Raw genomic sequence first — 17,486 nt, 5'->3', positions numbered from 1 at the left:
CCGGTTCGGAGGCCGTGTGGGAGAGCATGCGGCTGGGGCCCGCACCCCGAGGGATGCGGGCCCCAGCCACGACTGCGTCGCGCGTCGAAATCAGGCGGGAACGATGTTCTCGGCCGTCGGGCCCTTCTGGCCCTGCGCGATGTCGAAGTTGACCTTCTGGCCTTCCTGGAGCTCGCGGAAGCCCTGGGCGGCGATGTTCGAGTAGTGGGCGAACACGTCGGGGCCGCCGCCGTCCTGCTCGATGAAGCCGAAGCCCTTTTCCGCGTTGAACCACTTCACGGTGCCGCTGCTCATGCCTTTTCTCCTTCTGGGGATTCATCGGCGTCCGCACTGCGCGGAGACCGTGTCGCTGCGATGATCGCCCTGCCGGAAAGGCGGAGAAGAATAAATACTCCCAGCGGCCCGATGGGCACTGCCGGAGAATTTGACTTTCGGGAACCACAACTGCAACTGAAATCGAGACTAGCATGCGCACTCGGCCGCCGTCGGGTTCGATGAACCCGCTATTTCACTGCACCAAAAAGCCTGGCCGCGCCGCTCGTCACATTCTCTTCCCGCCGGCACAGATATTCGCCCCGGGCCGCCGAGGTCCTGACGCGCGGAGCCCCGGGGCGGTGGTGCCGAAAGGTTCCTCAGGACTCGTGATGCCGCCGCAGCGCGTCGGCGAGGGTCAGGAAGACGGACAGGTTGGGGAAGCCGGGAGCCGGGAGCGTCATCCACGGCTTGCGGTCGCCGCGACGGCGGATCTCCACGCGCCCCAGCCTCACGTCGATCCGTTCCACCTCCCGCCAGCCGATGCGGCGGTCGCCCTGGCCGACGCCGGAGACGTCGATGTCTACCAGGCCGAAGCCGATCCGTTCGCCGGCGTCCAGCCGGGCGGCGTCCCGCGGCACCCGTGCGCGGCTGAACGCGTTGCCGAGGCCCTCGGCGAACGGGACCATCCCGTCGAACTCGTCCCCCAGCACGATCTCGGCACCGTGCTCGGGCCTGATGGTCAGCCGGTGCGTGGTGGCGCTGGTGACCCCGTTGGTCACCTTGACGTCCTGCCGGGTGACGGAGGCGATCTCGTCCCACGCGTACGCCCGCGTCTCCCCGCCGTCGACGTGCCGGAGCGCGCCGTGCTCGTACCAGGCCACCCAGACCTGGGGCGGCCGGGCACGGAACAGCCAGGAGAAGAGGACGTACCCGACGAACCCCACCGGGAGCGCCGCGAGCACGAGCAGCGGCAGCGAGTGGTACCAGGCGCCCTGCTCCCGCTGGTCCTCGATCGCGTACGACAGGGCCAGCCACCCCAGGAAGGCCCCGAGCGCCCCCACGGGGAGCACCGCACTCCACGGGAAGTCCCCCGGTTCGTTCCTCACCAGCCCCCTGCGGGCCCCCAGCCCGTGCTCCTGCGCGGTGACGCGTAACACGTCCGGTACCCGTGCCCCACTACGCTCCGACGACACCCAAGCCTCCCCCACCCGGAAACCAGAGCCACACATTATGAAGGCCCGGCATCCCCGCCCGATAGACCGCCACCGCCCGCCTTCCGACTCCCGACCGGAAAACGCCGGCCGGTCCCTCGCCGGACAACGAAAAAGCCCCAGGTCGCCGACCTGGGGCTTCATGCGAGAGCGGATGACGGGAATCGAACCCGCGCTATAAGCTTGGGAATCACCGCCGCTGGTCCTGATCGTCTGGTGGCCTGACCTGCGAAAACTCTCTCTGAGGCGGCGCTTCTGGATGGCTCGGCGGTACCCGCGTTGACCGCTGTTCACCGCTCCGAAGGGCACGGCTGGGGCACGGTGCCAGAGCGTGGCAGGTGCCTTCGGCACGGCCCTCGAAGCACGCAGGCTGGAGCGGCGGTGGACGATTGTGGCTGACCTGCTCCGCTGATTTGGGACTCCGAGCGGCATTGCGGCGTTCGTGAGGCGTGTCGATGTCAGACCGAAGGCGTACGTTCGCGGCATGGACATGGGAGACGCCCCGGGGTGGGTGGGAGCGGGTCTGGGCCTGGCGGCGTTCGTCGTCAGCCTGCGATCGGTGAAGCAAAGCAAACGTGCGGCGGACGCTGCCGAAGGTTCGGCTACCGCTGCGGAGCAGTCGGTGGTCGAGACACGTCGTTCGAGCGATGCGGCGGAACGCTCCGCGACAGTCGCCGAAGAAACTCTTGCCGACCAGCGGCGCGAGGCGGCCGAGCGGCGCAGGCAAGAGCAAGAAGCCAACCGTCCGCGGGCGGATTTCCGCATCGAGCATCGCAACAAGGCCGTCTGGGAGCTCATCAACTACGGCACCGCCGCGGCCGAAAACATTCGATGCCTCGACGCGCCCGGCGCGCGGGACGAATGGCCGGCCGGCCTCTCTGTGGCAGCGGGGGACGTGTACCCGTTCATGATGGCCGGGTCCATGCAGGAATCGATTCCCTCTGTTCTTCGTGTGGTCTGGGAGGGACAGGACGAACCGGTCCTGCTGCGCGTCCCGCCGCGCATCGGGTGAAAGACGGCCGCACCCCGAAAGAGGGCCGTGGCCGTACGCATCCACCGAGAGGCCCGGCAGGTGTCGGCGGGGGCTCACGCTTCTCCACGCCACTGCCGTGACCGACCGCTGGGGGACGGCGCGCTACGGCCGTCTCTCCGCGCTCCTCGCAACCCCGGCCACCATCGCTGCCGCCTCGCCCCGTGGGCCGGAGCCGCTGTTGCCGGGCAGCCCAGCGTCGACGAGGGTGCAGGATTGGCTAGTGGGGAGGCTCGGCACTGGCGATGGCATCGATCTTGATGAGAGCGTCCCGCCAGGCTTCGCGCCACACCTTCCGCTTGAGATCATCAACCATGGCTGCGTCGACGCCCGTATCCGCGTCCAAGGACCACAAAGGGTTTGCGCCGACTGCGAGGCAGACTCGGGCAAGCAGGCTGCGGCGAACGAGGTCGCGCAACCGTTCAACGGCGTGTGCGATCGCCGTTCCGTCGGGTAGGCCATCGGGAACGGTCGAGATCTTTCGGACCTCCTTGAGGAGGGTCTTCTCCGTCATGGCACCGCCATGGACGAGTGCGGACCGAAGCCCGTAGATCACGCCCACATCTTTGAAGATCTGGTCGGCCGGATCACGGTTGCTGGAGAGCAGCGTCGATGCACGGATCTTCAACCGCAGCGTGACGTCGTCCTTCTCCTTTCCGGACAGCGCCGCTTCGAACGCGGTTGCCAGGTCAACGATCTGCTCGGACCAGCCGTACGCGTGGAAGGACAGTAGGAACTTCTGGAGTGCCATTCCAAACGAAGTGAATGCCATGCCTGCTCGCGGCTTCTCCGCATCGGCGAGCAGCAGTCCGAGGCCGTCGACACGACCGACGTCATCCGTGCTGAGAGTGATCACCCGGGCGACCTGTTGCGTTGGAGATCCGAACCCAGGCCCCGCACCTCGGAAGCGAAGGACGGTTGGCTTGAACTCGCGGACCGTGTGAGTTGCCCCCTGGACCTCTGTCATCGACTCACTGGTGCCCGGCTTCAACAGCCTTACTAGCAACATGAACCGCTCGATGCGCTGCGAGAGCGGTTCGGCCAGGTCGAATGCCTTTGGGCCGCTGTCTCGCGAGATGATCACGCTCTCCGGTGGCGCGAAGCCGTGCGTTCGGTCCCGGCCGTAGGCACTCGCCGCCCCCGGGATCGCCGTCGAAACGATCCGCCGCATCTCGTAATCGTGATCGGCCGCTTGCGAGATGACCGGCTCGACGCGGACATTGGTGAAGTCGACTGGCTCGCCGTCTTGGGTGGTCAGGTGCGAGACCACTCGGCAGCACGCTATCTCGAAGGTGTCTGCGTGAACTGCCTGGATCAGGTCACTCAGCGACTGCTCGGCAGCTGGTCCGTCAGCGGAAAACTCCTCCCGCGCACGAGTCAGCCGGGCGATGAACGTCTCCAGGAAGCTGAAGATCAACCCTCCAGGGAATGCACGCTCATGCAGTGGTCGGGCAGCATGGAACCGTGGATGGGAAGCGGCAATCGCATCCTCAAGCGCTCGGTACTCGGCCAGAGGCATGACAGAGTCCCCGAAGTAGTCCCGCCCGACTTCCAAGTACGGGTGAAAGGCCGGCGGCGGAACCACCCGCTCCTCTTGGAGTCGGATCCATGCTGCAGCCAGGAACGCTGGCCCCGTGTCTCGTAGGCGGTTGTCGATGTCGTTCACTCACCTAGCATGGATGACCGCTCAAGTATCTGCACTGCTGTTTCGTTCCCACGCGCGGACTCCCTATCGAGGAACGACAGAGCGGCTCGATCCTCGGCTGAAATCGGGTTGAGGCCGCCGACCGCGCAGGAGAATCGAGGGACCCGTGCGTATGGCCCCCGGAGTGACGTAGCGGCGATAAGGGGGCGCTCTCCTGCCTGCTTCAGCAAGACCCTCTGCTTCTCGTGCCAGGAGAACGACATCTTTGGGCGACAGCTCTTGGCCGGGAAGAATGCGGCAACCGCGGCGTATCTCGAAAGCACGGCGGATCATGCCGATCGCGGCGGCGAACTCCCTGAACGCGGGATCATGGGCATTCGCGGCGTGGGAAGTCGTGGTTGACAAGGTCACCGAGGAGAACCACGGCGTCGCGCTCCTCATCCGCCAGGGCACGTCCCCGTGGGATGAACTCTTGCGCCTCCGCCGGGGCGGTGACGGCGCTGCGCCTCCCAGGGCTGGTCACCGGCGGGCCTCCACGTCAAACGGAATCGTCGCGGCGGGTTACGGCGGCTGCTTCTTGATCAGACTGGCGTGAGGAGATCCTTGGCGTCCTCGACTGCGACCTCCAGATGCCGGCGCATGAGCCGCACTGCCTTTGTGCGTGCCAACTTGGAGTGGGGGATCACGGTGCCTGCGAGCATCCTGAGGGTCCGCGTTGCCTCTCCCTGCAGTCTCAAGATCTCGTAAAGGTCCGCGACCTCTGGGATGTACTGGGTGCGGTACACGTTCTCCCGAGGGTCGTACGTGTATACCGCTTCTGAGCCCTTCAGGCCCGCGAGGCTCTCTCGTAGGCACGCCATCCCGTACCTGATCTGGTGGGTTGTGAGTCCGGTTTCTTCGACGAGTTCGTCGAAGGTAAGGCCCCGGGTGCCAGCCTCGTCCAAGGCGTCCTTCACCATCTGTGCCGTTACTTCAGCACGCAGGTGCGCGGTCATCGCTATTCATCCCTCAAGAGCTGGATGGGCCTCCTCAGCGCTCTTCCCGGCCTCGCCCAGCGATCCTCTTGATCATCTGTTGTCCGGGATCCTCGAGCGCTCGAGGGCCAGACACCCCTCCCCTATCTGAGTCAGTATCGATCTTGCTCCAATCTCTACTCTGCCAACAGCCGCTCCAGGGCTGCATCCATGTCGGTGCTCCCGGTGTCCAGCGCATGCTCTGTCCACGACACGGCCGCAGTCACCCGCTGCAGTCCTTCCCGGATCGACTCCGACGCGTCCTCGGAAAGCTCGGCGACGTGAAGGGTAGGCAGGGCGCGACCGATGCCGTGGGTGAAGTCCGAGCAGAGCCGCAGGACGGAGAGGACCTCCGCTTGCTCGTTGATGCGCTGGATCTGGGGGCGTTTCCTCGTCTGGGCTCGTGCCTCGACGATCCGCTCCGTCTGAGCCCGGTTGAAGGATTCGCGAACAGCGGGCTTCTCGACCACCTGGCGTGCCACCTTTTCCCGGCGCATGACGCGCTCGACGGCTGCCGCCGCCACCTGCTCGTCAGCAAGTAGATCCTCGACTATCCGGAGGCGCTCCTCTTCGGTTTCCGGGACGTCGGTCTTCCAGCCCACGACGCGCTCGGCCCCAGCGCAGGTCCACTCGCGACGGCCGGTCTTGCGGTGGACCGGCGGATCGAGAATCAGTTCGAAGCGGTCGTGCCGGTGGGAGAGGATGGAGTGGACCGTCCAGCACACGTCCTTCTGTCGCTGCTTCTTGGGCCACGCGCCGGCGACGAGCCGGTACCCCTCGAACGTCTCTCGTGTCAGTCCGACCTCGTCGGCGTAGTCCGCCAGCATGTTGTACGCCTTCATGGGCAGCCGCTTGCCCTTCGGCGGGAGAGGGACCATCTCAAGGCCGATGTCGCCCAGCTGAAACTGGACCGCGCTCTCGGTACCGACGAGCCGCTGCCCGCGATGGACTATGTCCTTCCACTGCTTCGGTCCGTATTCGGTCACCAGGCTCGTAGCCATCCGACCTCCCCGGTCAGTGACCCCCTTTGGTCCAGTTTATTCCAATCTGGGTCTACGGAGTGATGGCGCAACTGGGACCAACGGACATGGCGGGTGGTAAGGCATGGATGATGTGACAGGACCGCTGACCAGGGGCTTCGTGCTGCCCGTCTTACTGCTGGTGACTCCATGGAGAAACTGATCGTCTTGCTCCACCAGCCGTATGCCAATCCAGCTGCAGCTGGACGGGTCTTCTTCGCCTCGTGTCAGTCAGTGCGTGACACCGAGCACCGCGTAGGCGGCGGGGAGTGCTGGCTTGTTGTCCGGGGTGCGGGCCTGGTGGGGTCGGTGACGGTGGCGGCGCCGGGCGTTTTTCAGCGAAGGCCGTAAGCGTGGAGGTAGGGCAGTTCAGCATCGGTGGCCCGTAGGAAGTGGGGCTCCTTCTTGGGCCTGCCGCCAGCTGTCTGGCAGGCGACTCCGACCGGGGCTCCGCAATCGCGGCACTCCCAGTGCAGGGCCTCCGCGAGCCCCTGCGCCTTGATCTCGTCCAGCACCGCTGTGCGGCGCTTCCACCACGCCTCCCTCTCGGTGCCCGAAGGGCGCAGTGACTCCTGGTGCTTGAACGCGCGCTGGCGTTCGGGTTCGGCGAGCGGGCCCGACAGGGGCTTGGTGAAGACGGCGGCTTCGGCCGCGCTTTCGTTCGCCTCAAGCTCCGCTTCCAGGGCGTCCACCCGGTCACGCAGATGACGCTCGAAGTCGGCCAAGGTTGCTTCGGGATGCGTCCCTGAGAAGTTCAGGGTCTCAAGCTGGAAGGAACGCAGCATGCCGAGCGTCAGCTGCGCTTTGTGGTTGGTGAACTCGCGCATCGCGGCCGGTTTGTCCCCTCGCATGGCACTGTCGGGTGGGCGTGGTCTCAGAGGTGCTCGGCGAACGCGGTTTCCAGGCGTTCGACGGCGTCGTCGTGGTCGCGCCTATGCGGTTGCATCACCCACACGTCCTCATGGAAGGGCTCGAACCCCAAGGACCGCCACGTGCGTTGGACTACGGCCTTTTCCCGTGTCTCCCGCGCCATGTCCTCCCGCTCGCCGACCGGGATGTCGATCGGGTACGGATGTGTCGCCACGAGCGCCGCCTTGCCCGCTACCCAGCGGAGCAGGTGGCTGATCAGAAGCCGGCCGACCCTGCCCAGCCCGCGCCAAGCCGGCGCGATCCGCACCCGGTCGATGATGACGACCTGGTCACCGCTCACCAGGCACTCCTCCAGATCGGAGTGCAGACCGAGATCCCCCGACTTGTCGAAGAGCGGTGCGAAGTGCTCGTAGTCGGCGTCGCGCGAGTCCAGCGACTCGTAGACGTTCCCGATGCGCCACAGGTCCAGAGTGAGGCCGGACATGGCGAGGATCGTCAACTCCTCGCGCTCGCCCCGGGACGACTGGGCCAGCGATACGCCAGGGGCCAGGAGCCGCGCGTTGTCGGCCACGGCCTCCTCGTCGTCCGGCTCCCGCAGGGGCAGGACTGCACGGCAGTGCCATTCCAGTGTTGCGGGATTGTCGTGGGCATCGGATGCGCCCAGGGAAGCGGACGAGTCGAAACGTAACTCCAGACGGTTCAGATACGTCAGGAGGTCCGCCCCGGAGGGTGCGGCGTCGGTCATGAGGCACACGCTAGCCACGCCGTCGGCCGCGTATGGGGCGATTCTCAAGATAGGCGGCGATCCTCTCGGAAGGCACTCCGGCGCAGGCGGTGCGAGGTGGTGCGCCGCGTGCCCTCCGAACAGGGCGTTCGTGCGAGATGGGGCACGCGGATGGCACGACAGCCCCCGAAAGATTTAGACAACGACGAAGGCCCAGGTCTGTGACCTGGACCTTCGTTCAAGAGCGGATGACGGGAATCGAACCCGCGCTATAAGCTTGGGAAGCTCATGTTCTACCATTAAACTACATCCGCGCAGCGGCCTGGTTGATCAATGCCGCATCGTCGCACACTCTACCCCATGGGTCACGCAGCGCGAAGTTCGCTCGTCGGCGTGTGCGGAGCGGCGCGTGGAGGGTGTCCTGTTGATCCCCTAATGTGGCTGTCTCGTTCACCACATGTGTAGGGGAAGGGACTTGATGGGTTCCATGGAGCGCACCGTCGTCCGCTGTGCCGAGGGGCACGAGTTCACCACCGCGTCGTTCCCGCTGCAGCAGCTGGGGGCCGCTCGGATCGGGCCCGGTCGGCTGATCCGGTGTCCGCGGTGCGCGCGGCTGCGGCACGCGGTGCCGGTGGAGACCGGCCGGCGCTGAGCCGGGGGTGCCGGGGCGCGGGCGGCCGCCGATTGGGGCAGGTCCGCGCCCTCTGCGTATCGTGGGGGCGTGCTTCTCTCAGACAAGGACATCCGGGCCGAGATCGATGCCGGACGCGTGCGCATCGACCCGTACGACGAATCCATGGTGCAGCCCTCGAGCATCGACGTGAGGCTTGACCGCTTCTTCCGGGTGTTCGAGAACCACCGCTACCCGCACATCGACCCCGCGGTCGAGCAGTTCGACCTGACGCGCGAGGTCGAGCCGGAGGGCGACGAGGCGTTCATCCTGCACCCGGGCGAGTTCGTGCTCGCCTCGACCTACGAGGTCATCACCCTGCCGGACGACATCGCGTCGCGGCTGGAGGGGAAGAGCTCCCTGGGGAGGCTCGGTCTCGTCACGCACTCGACCGCCGGGTTCATCGACCCCGGTTTCTCGGGTCACGTGACCCTGGAGCTGTCGAACCTCGCCACCCTGCCGATCAAGCTCTGGCCGGGTATGAAGATCGGACAGCTGTGCATGTTCCGGCTGAGCTCGCCCGCCGAGTTCCCGTACGGGAGCGAGCGGTACGGCTCCCGGTACCAGGGGCAGCGGGGGCCGACGGCCTCCCGGTCGTTCATGAACTTCCATCGGACCCAGGTGTGAGGCGGACGCAGGCATGAGTGAGGTACGCGAGAACCTGACGTACGAGGGCTTCGGCAACGCCGTGCGCCAGCTGGCGCAGACGATCGCCGACGACGGGTACGAGCCGGACATCGTGCTCTCCATCGCCCGCGGCGGCGTCTTCGTCGCCGGCGGCCTGGCCTACGCCCTCGACTGCAAGAACATCCACCTGGTGAACGTGGAGTTCTACACCGGCGTCGGGACGACGCTGGAGATGCCGGTCATGCTGGCGCCCGTGCCCAGCGCGATCGACTTCTCCGACAAGAAGGTCCTGATCACCGACGACGTCGCCGACACCGGCAAGACGCTCAAGCTCGTCCACGACTTCTGCGTCGACCACGTCGCCGAGGTCCGTTCCGCCGTCATCTACGAGAAGTCCCACTCCCTCGTGAAGTGCGAGTACGTGTGGAAGAAGACCGACGAGTGGATCAACTTCCCCTGGTCGGTCGAACCGCCCGTCGTCAAGCGCGAGGGCCAGGTCCTCGACGCCTGAGCCCCCGTTCACGAGAGAAGGCCCCCACCGCACGCGGTGGGGGCCTTCTCCGTGGACGTGCGTCGTTACAGCGTGCCCAGCTTGATGAGGCTCAGGAGCGCGACCAGCTGGATGGCGGAGGCGCCGAGGGCCTTGGGCCAGGGGAGGTCGTGGGAGCGGCTCACCATCGAGGTGAAGAGGGCACCGGCGGCGAGCCAGGTGACCCAGCCGAGGACCTGCACCAGGCCGTTGTCGCCGCCCAGGAAGGCGGCGAAGACCAGGCGCGGGGCGTCCGTGATCGACATGATCAGCATCGAGAGGCCGATCGTCGGCTGCCAGGCACCGTCGCCGCCCAGCTGGCGCGCGAGGGTGTGGGTGACGGCGCCCAGGATCAGGCCGCCGATCACGAAGGCGGCGCCGGTGATCAGCGCGGCCGAGACGGTCGGGTCGAGCGTCTCGTCGCCGGCGTCGAAGCCGAAGATCGCGAGCAGGCCGTAGAGGAAGGTGACGATCAGCGCCGGGCCCCAGACGGCGTGGTCCCGCATGCGCAGGAAGGTGTCCGCCGGGCGCAGCACGATGCCGCTCAGGAGCTGCTTCCAGGGCAGGCGCGGGCCCACCGGGACGGGCGCGGGCGCCGGTCCGCCCTGGGCGTACGGGTCGTCGACGCTGAACATCTGCGTGTGGCCCGGGTTGTTCGCCGCGGCGTCCTGCGGGTGCTGCTGACGGCCGTACGGCTCGCCGAAGTACTCCGGCTCGCCGTAGGGCTGCTGTCCCTGCTGCCCGTGCTGTCCCTGCTGCCCGTACGGCTGCCCCTGCGGGGGCTGCTGCCACTGCTGCTGCGGGTACGGCGGCGGGGCCGCGTTGTACCCGTACGGCGCCTGCTGCGGTTGTTGTTGCGGGGGGCGGTTGTCCCGGCCGCGTCCGTTCCTGAATCCAGCCACGTCGTCGAACGTACCCGCTCAAGCCGTGCGGACGCTCATCAGGCCGCTCCTTGCCACTGAGCTGTGACATCCCCTAGGGGATGTCCTGCACGGCCCAGGCCCACGCGAAGGGCCGCCCCGCGATCGACGCGGGGCGGCCCTTCCGAGGTGCGGGACCTTACGAGGCGGGCTCCGGTTCCGGCTCGACGGCCGGCTCCTCCGGCTCGACGGGGGCCTTCACCGACTCCAGGAGCAGCTGGGCCACGTCCACGACCGTGACGGACTCCTTGGCCTTGCCGTCGTTCTTCTTGCCGTTGACCGAGTCGGTCAGCATGACGAGGCAGAACGGGCAGGCGGTGGAGACGATGTCCGGGTTGAGGGACAGGGCCTCGTCGACGCGCTCGTTGTTGATGCGCTTGCCGATCCGCTCCTCCATCCACATCCGCGCGCCACCGGCGCCGCAGCAGAAGCCGCGCTCCTTGTGGCGGTGCATCTCCTGCTGGCGCAGGCCGGGGACGGCGGACATGATCTCGCGCGGCGGCGTGTAGACCTTGTTGTGCCGGCCCAGGTAGCAGGGGTCGTGGTAGGTGATGAGGCCCTCGACCGGGGTCACCGGGACCAGCTTGCCCTCGTCGATGAGGTGCTGGAGCAGCTGGGTGTGGTGGATGACCTCGTACTCGCCGCCGAGCTGCGGGTACTCGTTGGCGATGGTGTTGAAGCAGTGCGGGCAGGTCGAGACGATCCGCTTGGCCGACTTCGGCTTCTTCGTCGACTCGTCCTCGTCGTCCTCGCCGAACGCCATGTTCAGCATGGCGACGTTCTCCTGGGCGAGCTGCTGGAAGAGCGGCTCGTTGCCCAGGCGGCGGGGGGAGTCACCGGTGCACTTCTCGTCGCCGCCCATGATGGCGAACTTGACGCCCGCCATGTGCAGCAGCTCCGCGAACGCCTTGGTGGTCTTCTTGGCCCGGTCCTCCAGGGCGCCGGCGCAGCCGACCCAGTAGAGGTAGTCGAACTCGGAGAGGTCCTCCGCGTCCTTCCCGATGATCGGGACCTCGAAGTCGACCTCCTTCGTCCACTCGACGCGCTGCTTCTTGGCCAGACCCCAGGGGTTGCCCTTCTTCTCCAGGTTCTTGAGCATCGTGCCCGCCTCGGACGGGAACGCGGACTCGATCATCACCTGGTAGCGGCGCATGTCGACGATGTGGTCGATGTGCTCGATGTCGACCGGGCACTGCTCGACGCAGGCGCCGCAGGTGGTGCAGGACCACAGGACGTCGGGGTCGATGACGCCGTTCTCCTCGGCGGTGCCGATGAGCGGGCGCTCGGCCTCGGCGATCGCGGAGGCGGGGACGTCCTTCAGCTGCTCCTCGGTCGCCTTCTCGTTGCCCTCCATGTCCTTGCCGCCGCCGGCGAGCAGGTACGGCGCCTTGGCGTGCGCGTGGTCGCGCAGCGACATGATGAGGAGCTTGGGGGAGAGCGGCTTGCCGGTGTTCCAGGCGGGGCACTGCGACTGGCAGCGTCCGCACTCGGTGCAGGTGGAGAAGTCGAGGATGCCCTTCCAGGAGAACTGCTCGACCTGGGAGACGCCGAAGACGGCGTCCTCGGCCGGGTCCTCCCAGTCGATCTCCTTGCCGGCCGTCGTCATCGGCTGGAGCGCGCCGAGGGCGGTGGAGCCGTCGGCGTTGCGCTTGAACCAGATGTTCGGGAAGCCGAGGAAGCGGTGCCAGGCGACGCCCATGTTGGTGTTGAGCGAGACCGTGATCATCCAGGTGAAGGACGTGACGATCTTGAGGCACGCGAAGAAGTAGGTGAGGTACTGGATCGTGCTCAGGTCCAGGCCGTCGAGCAGCGCGATCAGCGGGTACGAGGCGAAGAAGCCGGGCTCCCAGCTCGTCACGTGGTGCTGGACGCCCTCCAGGGCGCGCAGCGTCATGATGCAGACGCCGACGATCAGGATGACGGCCTCGACGAAGTACGCCTGGCCGGTCTTGGAGCCGGCGAAGCGGGACTTGCGGCCCGCCTTGGTCGGCTTGCTGAGCTGGCGGATCACGATCAGGGTGACGATGCCGAGGACCGTCATCAGGCCGAGGAACTCGGTGAAGATCTCGTACGGCAGCCAGTCGCCGATGATCGGGATAAGCCAGTCGGCCTGGAAGAGCTGGCCGAAGGCGTTCACGATCGTGAGGAGCAGCGAGAAGAAGCCCACCGCCACGAACCAGTGCGCGAAGCCGACGATGCCCCAGCGGTTCATCCTGGTGTGGCCGAGGAACTCCTTGACCAGGGTGATGGTGCGCTGCTTCGGGTCACCGGTGCGCGTGCCGGCGGGCACCGGCTGACCGAGCCGCACGAAGCGGTAGATCTGCACGGTGGCGCGGCCGAACAGCGCGACGGCCACCACCGTGATGGCGATCGACACGATGATCGCGGCGAGTTGCATGAAGGGCTCCTCGGGCGGGCCTACTAAGCGGTAACTTATTGAGTTCCTGCTGAGATTACCCGGTCACGGCCCCGCGCTGTAGCGGCGCTCGCGGTGATATGTGTCGCTCAGGCAAACCTTGCCGCGCGACGTCTGCGTACTGCCGGAAGCGTACGCGCCAGGATCGCCAGGTCCATTCCGAGCCAGTGGTGGTCCACGTAGTGGAGGTCCAGCAGCTCGCGCTCCTCCCACGGTAGTTCCGAGCGGCCGCTGATCTGCCACGGGCCGGTGAGTCCGGGGCGCACCGAGAGCCGGCGGCGGCCCTCGCCCGCGCACTCGCGGTGGGCGGGGGTCAGGGGGCACGGCCCGACCAGCGACATCCGGCCGGTGACCACGTGCAGCAGCAGCGGCAGCGCGGCCAGCGGGCTCCTCGTGCGGAAGGTCAGCATCGTGAAGGGGCGGCCGTCGAGACCCGCCACCGTCCGCCGGCGCAGCACCCCGCGGCCCGGGGTGGCCGAGCCGAGTGCGACCGAGAGGGCGACGGCGAGGACCAGGGGTGAGAGGAGGGCGAGGAGGGTGACTCCGCCCGTCAGGTCGAGCGTCCGCTTCGCCGTCATGCGCCCTGCCTCCGTGCTCCGACGGGATCCGAAAGGAATCATGGGATATTCGTGGGATATGCCTGCTTTGCCCGGCCGCGGGCATCCGGACTCTCTCACGCCGCACCCGGTCCGGTCCGGCATCGACGCGCTCCCGACCGCCCTTTGAGTGAGATTGCAGGCGAAGAGTTGAGTCGCCTCCACTCAGGTCTGTTGACGCGATCGGCGTCGTCGTGCATCCTTGAGTCAGTTCCACTCAAGTCAGTCAGCTGGAGGAATCGAAATGGCACGTGCGGTCGGCATCGACCTGGGCACGACAAACTCCGTCGTCAGCGTTCTGGAAGGCGGCGAGCCCACCGTCATCACCAACGCCGAGGGCGCCAGGACCACGCCGTCCGTCGTCGCCTTCGCGAAGAACGGCGAGGTGCTCGTCGGCGAGGTGGCCAAGCGCCAGGCCGTCACCAACGTCGACAGGACCATCCGGTCGGTCAAGCGCCACATGGGCACCGACTGGAAGATCGAGATCGACGGCAAGAACTTCAACCCGCAGCAGATGAGCGCCTTCATCCTGCAGAAGCTGAAGCGCGACGCCGAGGCGTACCTGGGCGAGAAGGTCGTCGACGCGGTCATCACCGTCCCGGCGTACTTCAACGACTCCGAGCGCCAGGCCACGAAGGAGGCCGGCGAGATCGCGGGCCTCAACGTCCTGCGCATCGTCAACGAGCCGACCGCCGCCGCCCTGGCGTACGGCCTCGACAAGGACGACCAGACGATCCTCGTCTTCGACCTCGGTGGCGGCACCTTCGACGTGTCCCTCCTGGAGATCGGTGACGGCGTCGTCGAGGTGAAGGCCACCAACGGTGACAACCACCTCGGTGGCGACGACTGGGACCAGCGCGTCGTCGACTACCTGGTGACGCAGTTCCAGAACGGCCACGGCGTGGACCTGGCCAAGGACAAGATGGCTCTCCAGCGTCTCCGCGAGGCCGCGGAGAAGGCGAAGATCGAGCTCTCGTCCTCGACCGAGACCACGATCAACCTGCCCTACATCACGGCGTCCGCCGAGGGCCCGCTGCACCTGGACGAGAAGCTCACGCGCGCCCAGTTCCAGCAGCTGACCTCGGACCTGCTCGAGCGCTGCAAGGTGCCGTTCCACAACGTCATCAAGGACGCGGGCATCGCGCTGCGCGAGATCGACCACGTCGTCCTCGTCGGCGGCTCGACCCGCATGCCGGCCGTCGCCGAGCTCGTCAAGGAGCTGACCGGCGGTCAGGACGCCAACAAGGGCGTCAACCCGGACGAGGTCGTCGCCATCGGCGCCGCCCTCCAGGCCGGTGTCCTCAAGGGTGAGGTCAAGGACGTCCTGCTCCTCGACGTGACCCCGCTGTCCCTCGGCATCGAGACCAAGGGCGGCATCATGACCAAGCTCATCGAGCGCAACACCACGATCCCGACCAAGCGGTCCGAGATCTTCACGACGGCCGAGGACAACCAGCCGTCCGTGCAGATCCAGGTCTACCAGGGCGAGCGCGAGATCGCGGCGTACAACAAGAAGCTCGGGATGTTCGAGCTGACCGGTCTGCCGCCGGCGCCCCGCGGCGTCCCGCAGATCGAGGTCGCCTTCGACATCGACGCCAACGGCATCATGCACGTGACCGCGAAGGACCTGGGCACGGGCAAGGAGCAGAAGATGACCGTCACCGGCGGCTCCTCGCTGCCGAAGGACGAGGTCGACCGGATGCGCCAGGAGGCCGAGCAGTACGCGGACGAGGACCACCGTCGCCGCGAGGCCGCCGAGTCCCGCAACCAGGGCGAGCAGCTCGTCTACCAGACGGAGAAGTTCCTCAAGGACAACGAGGACAAGGTCCCCGGCGACGTCAAGGCCGAGGTCGAGGCCGCGCTCGGCGAGCTGAAGGAGAAGCTCAAGGGCGAGGACACCGCGGAGATCCGCACCGCCACCGAGAAGGTCGCGGCCGTCTCCCAGAAGCTCGGCCAGGCGCTGTACGCCGACGCCCAGGGCGCCCAGGCCGCCGGCGACGCCGGTGCCGGCCAGGCCCAGGCCGACGACGACGTCGTCGACGCCGAGATCATCGACGACGAGCCCAAGAAGGGCGGTCAGGCGTGACCGAGGAGACCCCGGGCTTCGAGGAGAAGTCCGACGTCCCCTCCGGCGCCACCCCTGACGACGCCGCCGAGGCCGTCGAGAACTCCGCCAAGGAGGACTCGACGGCCCCGGCCGGGGACGCAAGCAACCAGAAGCCGGCCGCCGCCGCGGGCCTCACCGCCCAGCTGGACCAGGTCCGTTCCGCGCTCGACGAGCGCACCGCGGACCTCCAGCGGCTCCAGGCCGAGTACCAGAACTACCGCCGCCGCGTGGAGCGGGACCGGGTCACCGTGAAGGAGATCGCCGTCGCGAGCCTCCTGAGCGAGCTGCTCCCGGTGCTCGACGACGTCGGCCGGGCCCGGGACCACGGCGAGCTCGTGGGCGGGTTCAAGTCGGTGGCCGAATCGCTGGAGACCGTCGTCGCCAAGATGGGTCTGCAGCAGTTCGGCAAGGAGGGCGAGCCCTTCGACCCGACGATCCACGAGGCCCTGATGCACTCGTACGCGCCGGACGTCACCGAGACGACCTGCGTGGCGATCCTGCAGCCGGGGTACCGGATCGGCGAGCGGACCATCCGGCCCGCCCGCGTGGCCGTCGCCGAGCCCCAGCCGGGCGCGGCACCGGCCAAGGACGAGAAGAAGTCGGCCGACGAGGAGAGCGGTGCCCCCGACGAGGGGTGACGCAACGATCGTCCGGAAGGAGGGACGTCGATGAGCACGAAGGACTTCGTCGAGAAGGACTACTACAAGGTTCTCGGCGTCCCCAAGGACGCCACCGAGGCCGAGATCAAGAAGGCGTACCGGAAGCTCGCCCGCGAGAACCACCCGGACGCCAACAAGGGCGACACCAGGGCCGAGGAGCGCTTCAAGGAGATCTCCGAGGCCAACGACATCCTCGGTGACCCCAAGAAGCGCAAGGAGTACGACGAGGCCCGCGCCCTCTTCGGCAACGGCGGCTTCCGCGCCGGCGGACCCGGCGGCGGCTCGTTCAACTTCGACCTGGGCGACCTCTTCGGGGGCGCCCAGGGCGGGTCGGGCGGCGGCTTCGGCGGCGCCGGCGGCGGTGGCGGCATCGGGGACGTCTTCGGCGGCCTGTTCAACCGCGGGGCGGCCGGGGGCGCGCGCACCCAGCCGCGGCGCGGCCAGGACGTCGAGTCCGAGGTGACCCTCAGCTTCACCGAGGCCATCGAGGGCGCGACCGTACCGCTGCGGATGTCCAGCCAGCAGCCGTGCACCGCCTGTTCGGGCACCGGCGACAAGAACGGCACGCCCCGGGTGTGCCCGACCTGCGTCGGCACCGGTCAGGTCTCGCGCGGCAGCGGCGGCGGCTTCTCGCTCACCGACCCCTGCGTGGACTGCAAGGGCCGCGGCCTCATCGCCGAGAACCCCTGCGAGGTCTGCAAGGGCAGCGGGCGGGCCAAGTCCTCCCGCACCATGCAGGTCCGCATCCCGGCGGGCGTCTCCGACGGGCAGAAGATCCGGCTGCGCGGCAAGGGCGCACCGGGCGAGCGCGGCGGGCAGAACGGCGACCTGTACGTCGTCGTGCACGTCGACGCCCACCCGGTCTTCGGCCGCAAGGACGACAACCTCACGGTCACGGTGCCGGTCTCCTTCACGGAGGCGGCGCTCGGCGGCGAGGTCAGGGTCCCGACCCTCGGCGGCCCCGCGGTCACCCTCAAGCTGCCCGCGGGCTCGGCGAACGGTCTGACCATGCGCGCCCGGGGCAAGGGCGCGGTCCGCAAGGACGGCACCCGCGGCGACCTCCTCGTGACGGTCGAGGTCGCGGTGCCCAAGGAGCTGGACGACAAGGCACGCGAGGCCCTGGAGACCTACCGCGAGGCGACCGCCTCCGAGGACCCCCGGGCGGAGCTGTTCCAGGCTGCGAAGGGAGCGTGAC

Annotated in this window: 17 protein-coding genes, 1 tRNA gene and 1 pseudogene; 8 read left to right on the top strand and 11 right to left on the bottom strand. The window is 67.7% G+C overall.

Annotation, left to right across the window (positions count from 1 at the left end; genetic code table 11):
* Positions 1-90: 90 nt before the first annotated feature.
* On the bottom strand, positions 91-294 hold the full coding sequence (locus tag AB0424_RS07095; protein WP_366302764.1) for a cold-shock protein: 204 nt from the start codon (positions 292-294) through the stop codon (positions 91-93).
* A gap of 338 nt (positions 295-632) precedes the next feature.
* Positions 633-1,412, bottom strand: a complete 780-nt coding sequence (locus tag AB0424_RS07090) for a DUF6585 family protein (protein ID WP_366302763.1) — start codon at positions 1,410-1,412, stop codon at positions 633-635.
* A gap of 538 nt (positions 1,413-1,950) precedes the next feature.
* Here AB0424_RS07090 and AB0424_RS07085 point away from each other — a divergent pair.
* Positions 1,951-2,478: a hypothetical protein gene (locus AB0424_RS07085; RefSeq protein ID WP_366302762.1), complete on the top strand. Its 528-nt coding sequence runs from the start codon at positions 1,951-1,953 to the stop codon at positions 2,476-2,478.
* Positions 2,479-2,551: 73 nt separating this feature from the next.
* Positions 2,552-2,673 (top strand): annotated as a pseudogene (locus tag AB0424_RS07080) (MFS transporter); the annotation flags it as partial.
* Positions 2,674-2,716: 43 nt separating this feature from the next.
* Here the strand turns inward: AB0424_RS07080 and AB0424_RS07075 are convergent.
* The 6 genes from AB0424_RS07075 to AB0424_RS07050 all read right to left on the bottom strand — a co-directional run bounded on the left by AB0424_RS07075 (position 2,717) and on the right by AB0424_RS07050 (position 8,081).
* Complete coding sequence (locus AB0424_RS07075; RefSeq protein ID WP_366302761.1) at positions 2,717-4,162, bottom strand: hypothetical protein; 1,446 nt, start codon at positions 4,160-4,162, stop codon at positions 2,717-2,719.
* 560 nt (positions 4,163-4,722) lie between these two features.
* Complete coding sequence (locus AB0424_RS07070) at positions 4,723-5,136, bottom strand: hypothetical protein (RefSeq protein WP_366302760.1); 414 nt, start codon at positions 5,134-5,136, stop codon at positions 4,723-4,725.
* Between the two features lie 155 nt (positions 5,137-5,291).
* Complete coding sequence (locus AB0424_RS07065; protein WP_366302759.1) at positions 5,292-6,155, bottom strand: DUF6192 family protein; 864 nt, start codon at positions 6,153-6,155, stop codon at positions 5,292-5,294.
* 353 nt (positions 6,156-6,508) lie between these two features.
* Complete coding sequence (locus tag AB0424_RS07060; protein ID WP_366302758.1) at positions 6,509-7,000, bottom strand: hypothetical protein; 492 nt, start codon at positions 6,998-7,000, stop codon at positions 6,509-6,511.
* Between the two features lie 47 nt (positions 7,001-7,047).
* Entirely contained in the window at positions 7,048-7,788 is a 741-nt protein-coding gene (locus AB0424_RS07055) for a hypothetical protein (RefSeq protein WP_366302757.1), read from the bottom strand.
* A gap of 222 nt (positions 7,789-8,010) precedes the next feature.
* Positions 8,011-8,081: transfer RNA gene (locus AB0424_RS07050), tRNA-Gly, on the bottom strand.
* Positions 8,082-8,245: 164 nt separating this feature from the next.
* Between AB0424_RS07050 and AB0424_RS07045 the strand changes: the two genes are divergently transcribed.
* From AB0424_RS07045 to AB0424_RS07035, 3 genes are all read left to right on the top strand, one after another.
* Positions 8,246-8,419 carry a hypothetical protein gene (locus tag AB0424_RS07045; RefSeq protein WP_366302756.1) on the top strand — a complete coding sequence of 58 codons (174 nt, stop codon included), beginning with the start codon at positions 8,246-8,248 and terminating at the stop codon, positions 8,417-8,419.
* 69 nt (positions 8,420-8,488) lie between these two features.
* The gene (gene dcd, locus AB0424_RS07040) at positions 8,489-9,064 is read left to right on the top strand and encodes a dCTP deaminase (RefSeq protein WP_266966911.1); all 576 of its coding nucleotides are present in this window, start codon (positions 8,489-8,491) and stop codon (positions 9,062-9,064) included.
* Between the two features lie 13 nt (positions 9,065-9,077).
* On the top strand, positions 9,078-9,575 hold the full coding sequence (locus AB0424_RS07035) for a phosphoribosyltransferase (protein ID WP_366302755.1): 498 nt from the start codon (positions 9,078-9,080) through the stop codon (positions 9,573-9,575).
* A gap of 65 nt (positions 9,576-9,640) precedes the next feature.
* Here the strand turns inward: AB0424_RS07035 and AB0424_RS07030 are convergent, their stop codons facing one another.
* The 3 genes from AB0424_RS07030 to AB0424_RS07020 form a co-directional block, all read right to left on the bottom strand.
* A complete protein-coding gene (locus AB0424_RS07030; RefSeq protein WP_366302754.1) occupies positions 9,641-10,495 on the bottom strand; it encodes a Yip1 family protein in 855 nt (284 codons plus the stop codon).
* A 157-nt stretch (positions 10,496-10,652) separates the two neighbouring features.
* Positions 10,653-12,911: a (Fe-S)-binding protein gene (locus AB0424_RS07025; RefSeq protein ID WP_366302753.1), complete on the bottom strand. Its 2,259-nt coding sequence runs from the start codon at positions 12,909-12,911 to the stop codon at positions 10,653-10,655.
* 107 nt (positions 12,912-13,018) lie between these two features.
* On the bottom strand, positions 13,019-13,507 hold the full coding sequence (locus AB0424_RS07020) for a sugar transferase (protein WP_366302752.1): 489 nt from the start codon (positions 13,505-13,507) through the stop codon (positions 13,019-13,021).
* A 262-nt stretch (positions 13,508-13,769) separates the two neighbouring features.
* On the opposite strand from AB0424_RS07020, the gene dnaK reads away from it, so the two are divergent.
* Genes dnaK through dnaJ form a run of 3 tightly spaced genes read left to right on the top strand, consistent with a single transcriptional unit; the run spans position 13,770 to position 17,485 of the window.
* The gene (gene dnaK / locus AB0424_RS07015) at positions 13,770-15,611 is read left to right on the top strand and encodes a molecular chaperone DnaK (protein ID WP_366302751.1); all 1,842 of its coding nucleotides are present in this window, start codon (positions 13,770-13,772) and stop codon (positions 15,609-15,611) included.
* On the top strand, positions 15,608-16,270 hold the full coding sequence (gene grpE, locus AB0424_RS07010; protein ID WP_366302750.1) for a nucleotide exchange factor GrpE: 663 nt from the start codon (positions 15,608-15,610) through the stop codon (positions 16,268-16,270). Before dnaK ends, grpE begins: the two co-directional genes overlap by 4 nt.
* Before the next feature lie 30 nt (positions 16,271-16,300).
* A complete protein-coding gene (dnaJ, locus tag AB0424_RS07005) occupies positions 16,301-17,485 on the top strand; it encodes a molecular chaperone DnaJ (RefSeq protein WP_366302749.1) in 1,185 nt (394 codons plus the stop codon).
* Position 17,486 lies beyond the last annotated feature (1 nt).

Origin of the sequence: Streptomyces sp. NPDC051180 (assembly GCF_040689545.1) — a bacterium.
Lineage (GTDB): Bacteria > Actinomycetota > Actinomycetes > Streptomycetales > Streptomycetaceae > Streptomyces.
The sequence above is the reverse complement of the archived record's forward strand: the minus strand, read 5'-3'. Positions and strand labels throughout refer to the sequence as shown.

Excerpts from the sequence above, each read along its gene's own strand:
- AB0424_RS07095 (WP_366302764.1), bottom strand. The coding sequence starts at position 294 with ATGAGCAGCGGCACCGTGAAGTGGTTCAACGCGGAAAAGGGCTTCGGC.
- AB0424_RS07085 (WP_366302762.1), top strand. The coding sequence starts at position 1,951 with ATGGACATGGGAGACGCCCCGGGGTGGGTGGGAGCGGGTCTGGGCCTG.
- AB0424_RS07070 (WP_366302760.1), bottom strand. The coding sequence starts at position 5,136 with ATGACCGCGCACCTGCGTGCTGAAGTAACGGCACAGATGGTGAAGGAC.
- AB0424_RS07065 (WP_366302759.1), bottom strand. The coding sequence starts at position 6,155 with ATGGCTACGAGCCTGGTGACCGAATACGGACCGAAGCAGTGGAAGGAC.
- AB0424_RS07060 (WP_366302758.1), bottom strand. The coding sequence starts at position 7,000 with ATGCGCGAGTTCACCAACCACAAAGCGCAGCTGACGCTCGGCATGCTG.
- AB0424_RS07055 (WP_366302757.1), bottom strand. The coding sequence starts at position 7,788 with ATGACCGACGCCGCACCCTCCGGGGCGGACCTCCTGACGTATCTGAAC.
- AB0424_RS07045 (WP_366302756.1), top strand. The coding sequence starts at position 8,246 with ATGGGTTCCATGGAGCGCACCGTCGTCCGCTGTGCCGAGGGGCACGAG.
- AB0424_RS07035 (WP_366302755.1), top strand. The coding sequence starts at position 9,078 with ATGAGTGAGGTACGCGAGAACCTGACGTACGAGGGCTTCGGCAACGCC.
- AB0424_RS07025 (WP_366302753.1), bottom strand. The coding sequence starts at position 12,911 with ATGCAACTCGCCGCGATCATCGTGTCGATCGCCATCACGGTGGTGGCC.
- AB0424_RS07020 (WP_366302752.1), bottom strand. The coding sequence starts at position 13,507 with ATGACGGCGAAGCGGACGCTCGACCTGACGGGCGGAGTCACCCTCCTC.
- dnaK (WP_366302751.1), top strand. The coding sequence starts at position 13,770 with ATGGCACGTGCGGTCGGCATCGACCTGGGCACGACAAACTCCGTCGTC.
- dnaJ (WP_366302749.1), top strand. The coding sequence starts at position 16,301 with ATGAGCACGAAGGACTTCGTCGAGAAGGACTACTACAAGGTTCTCGGC.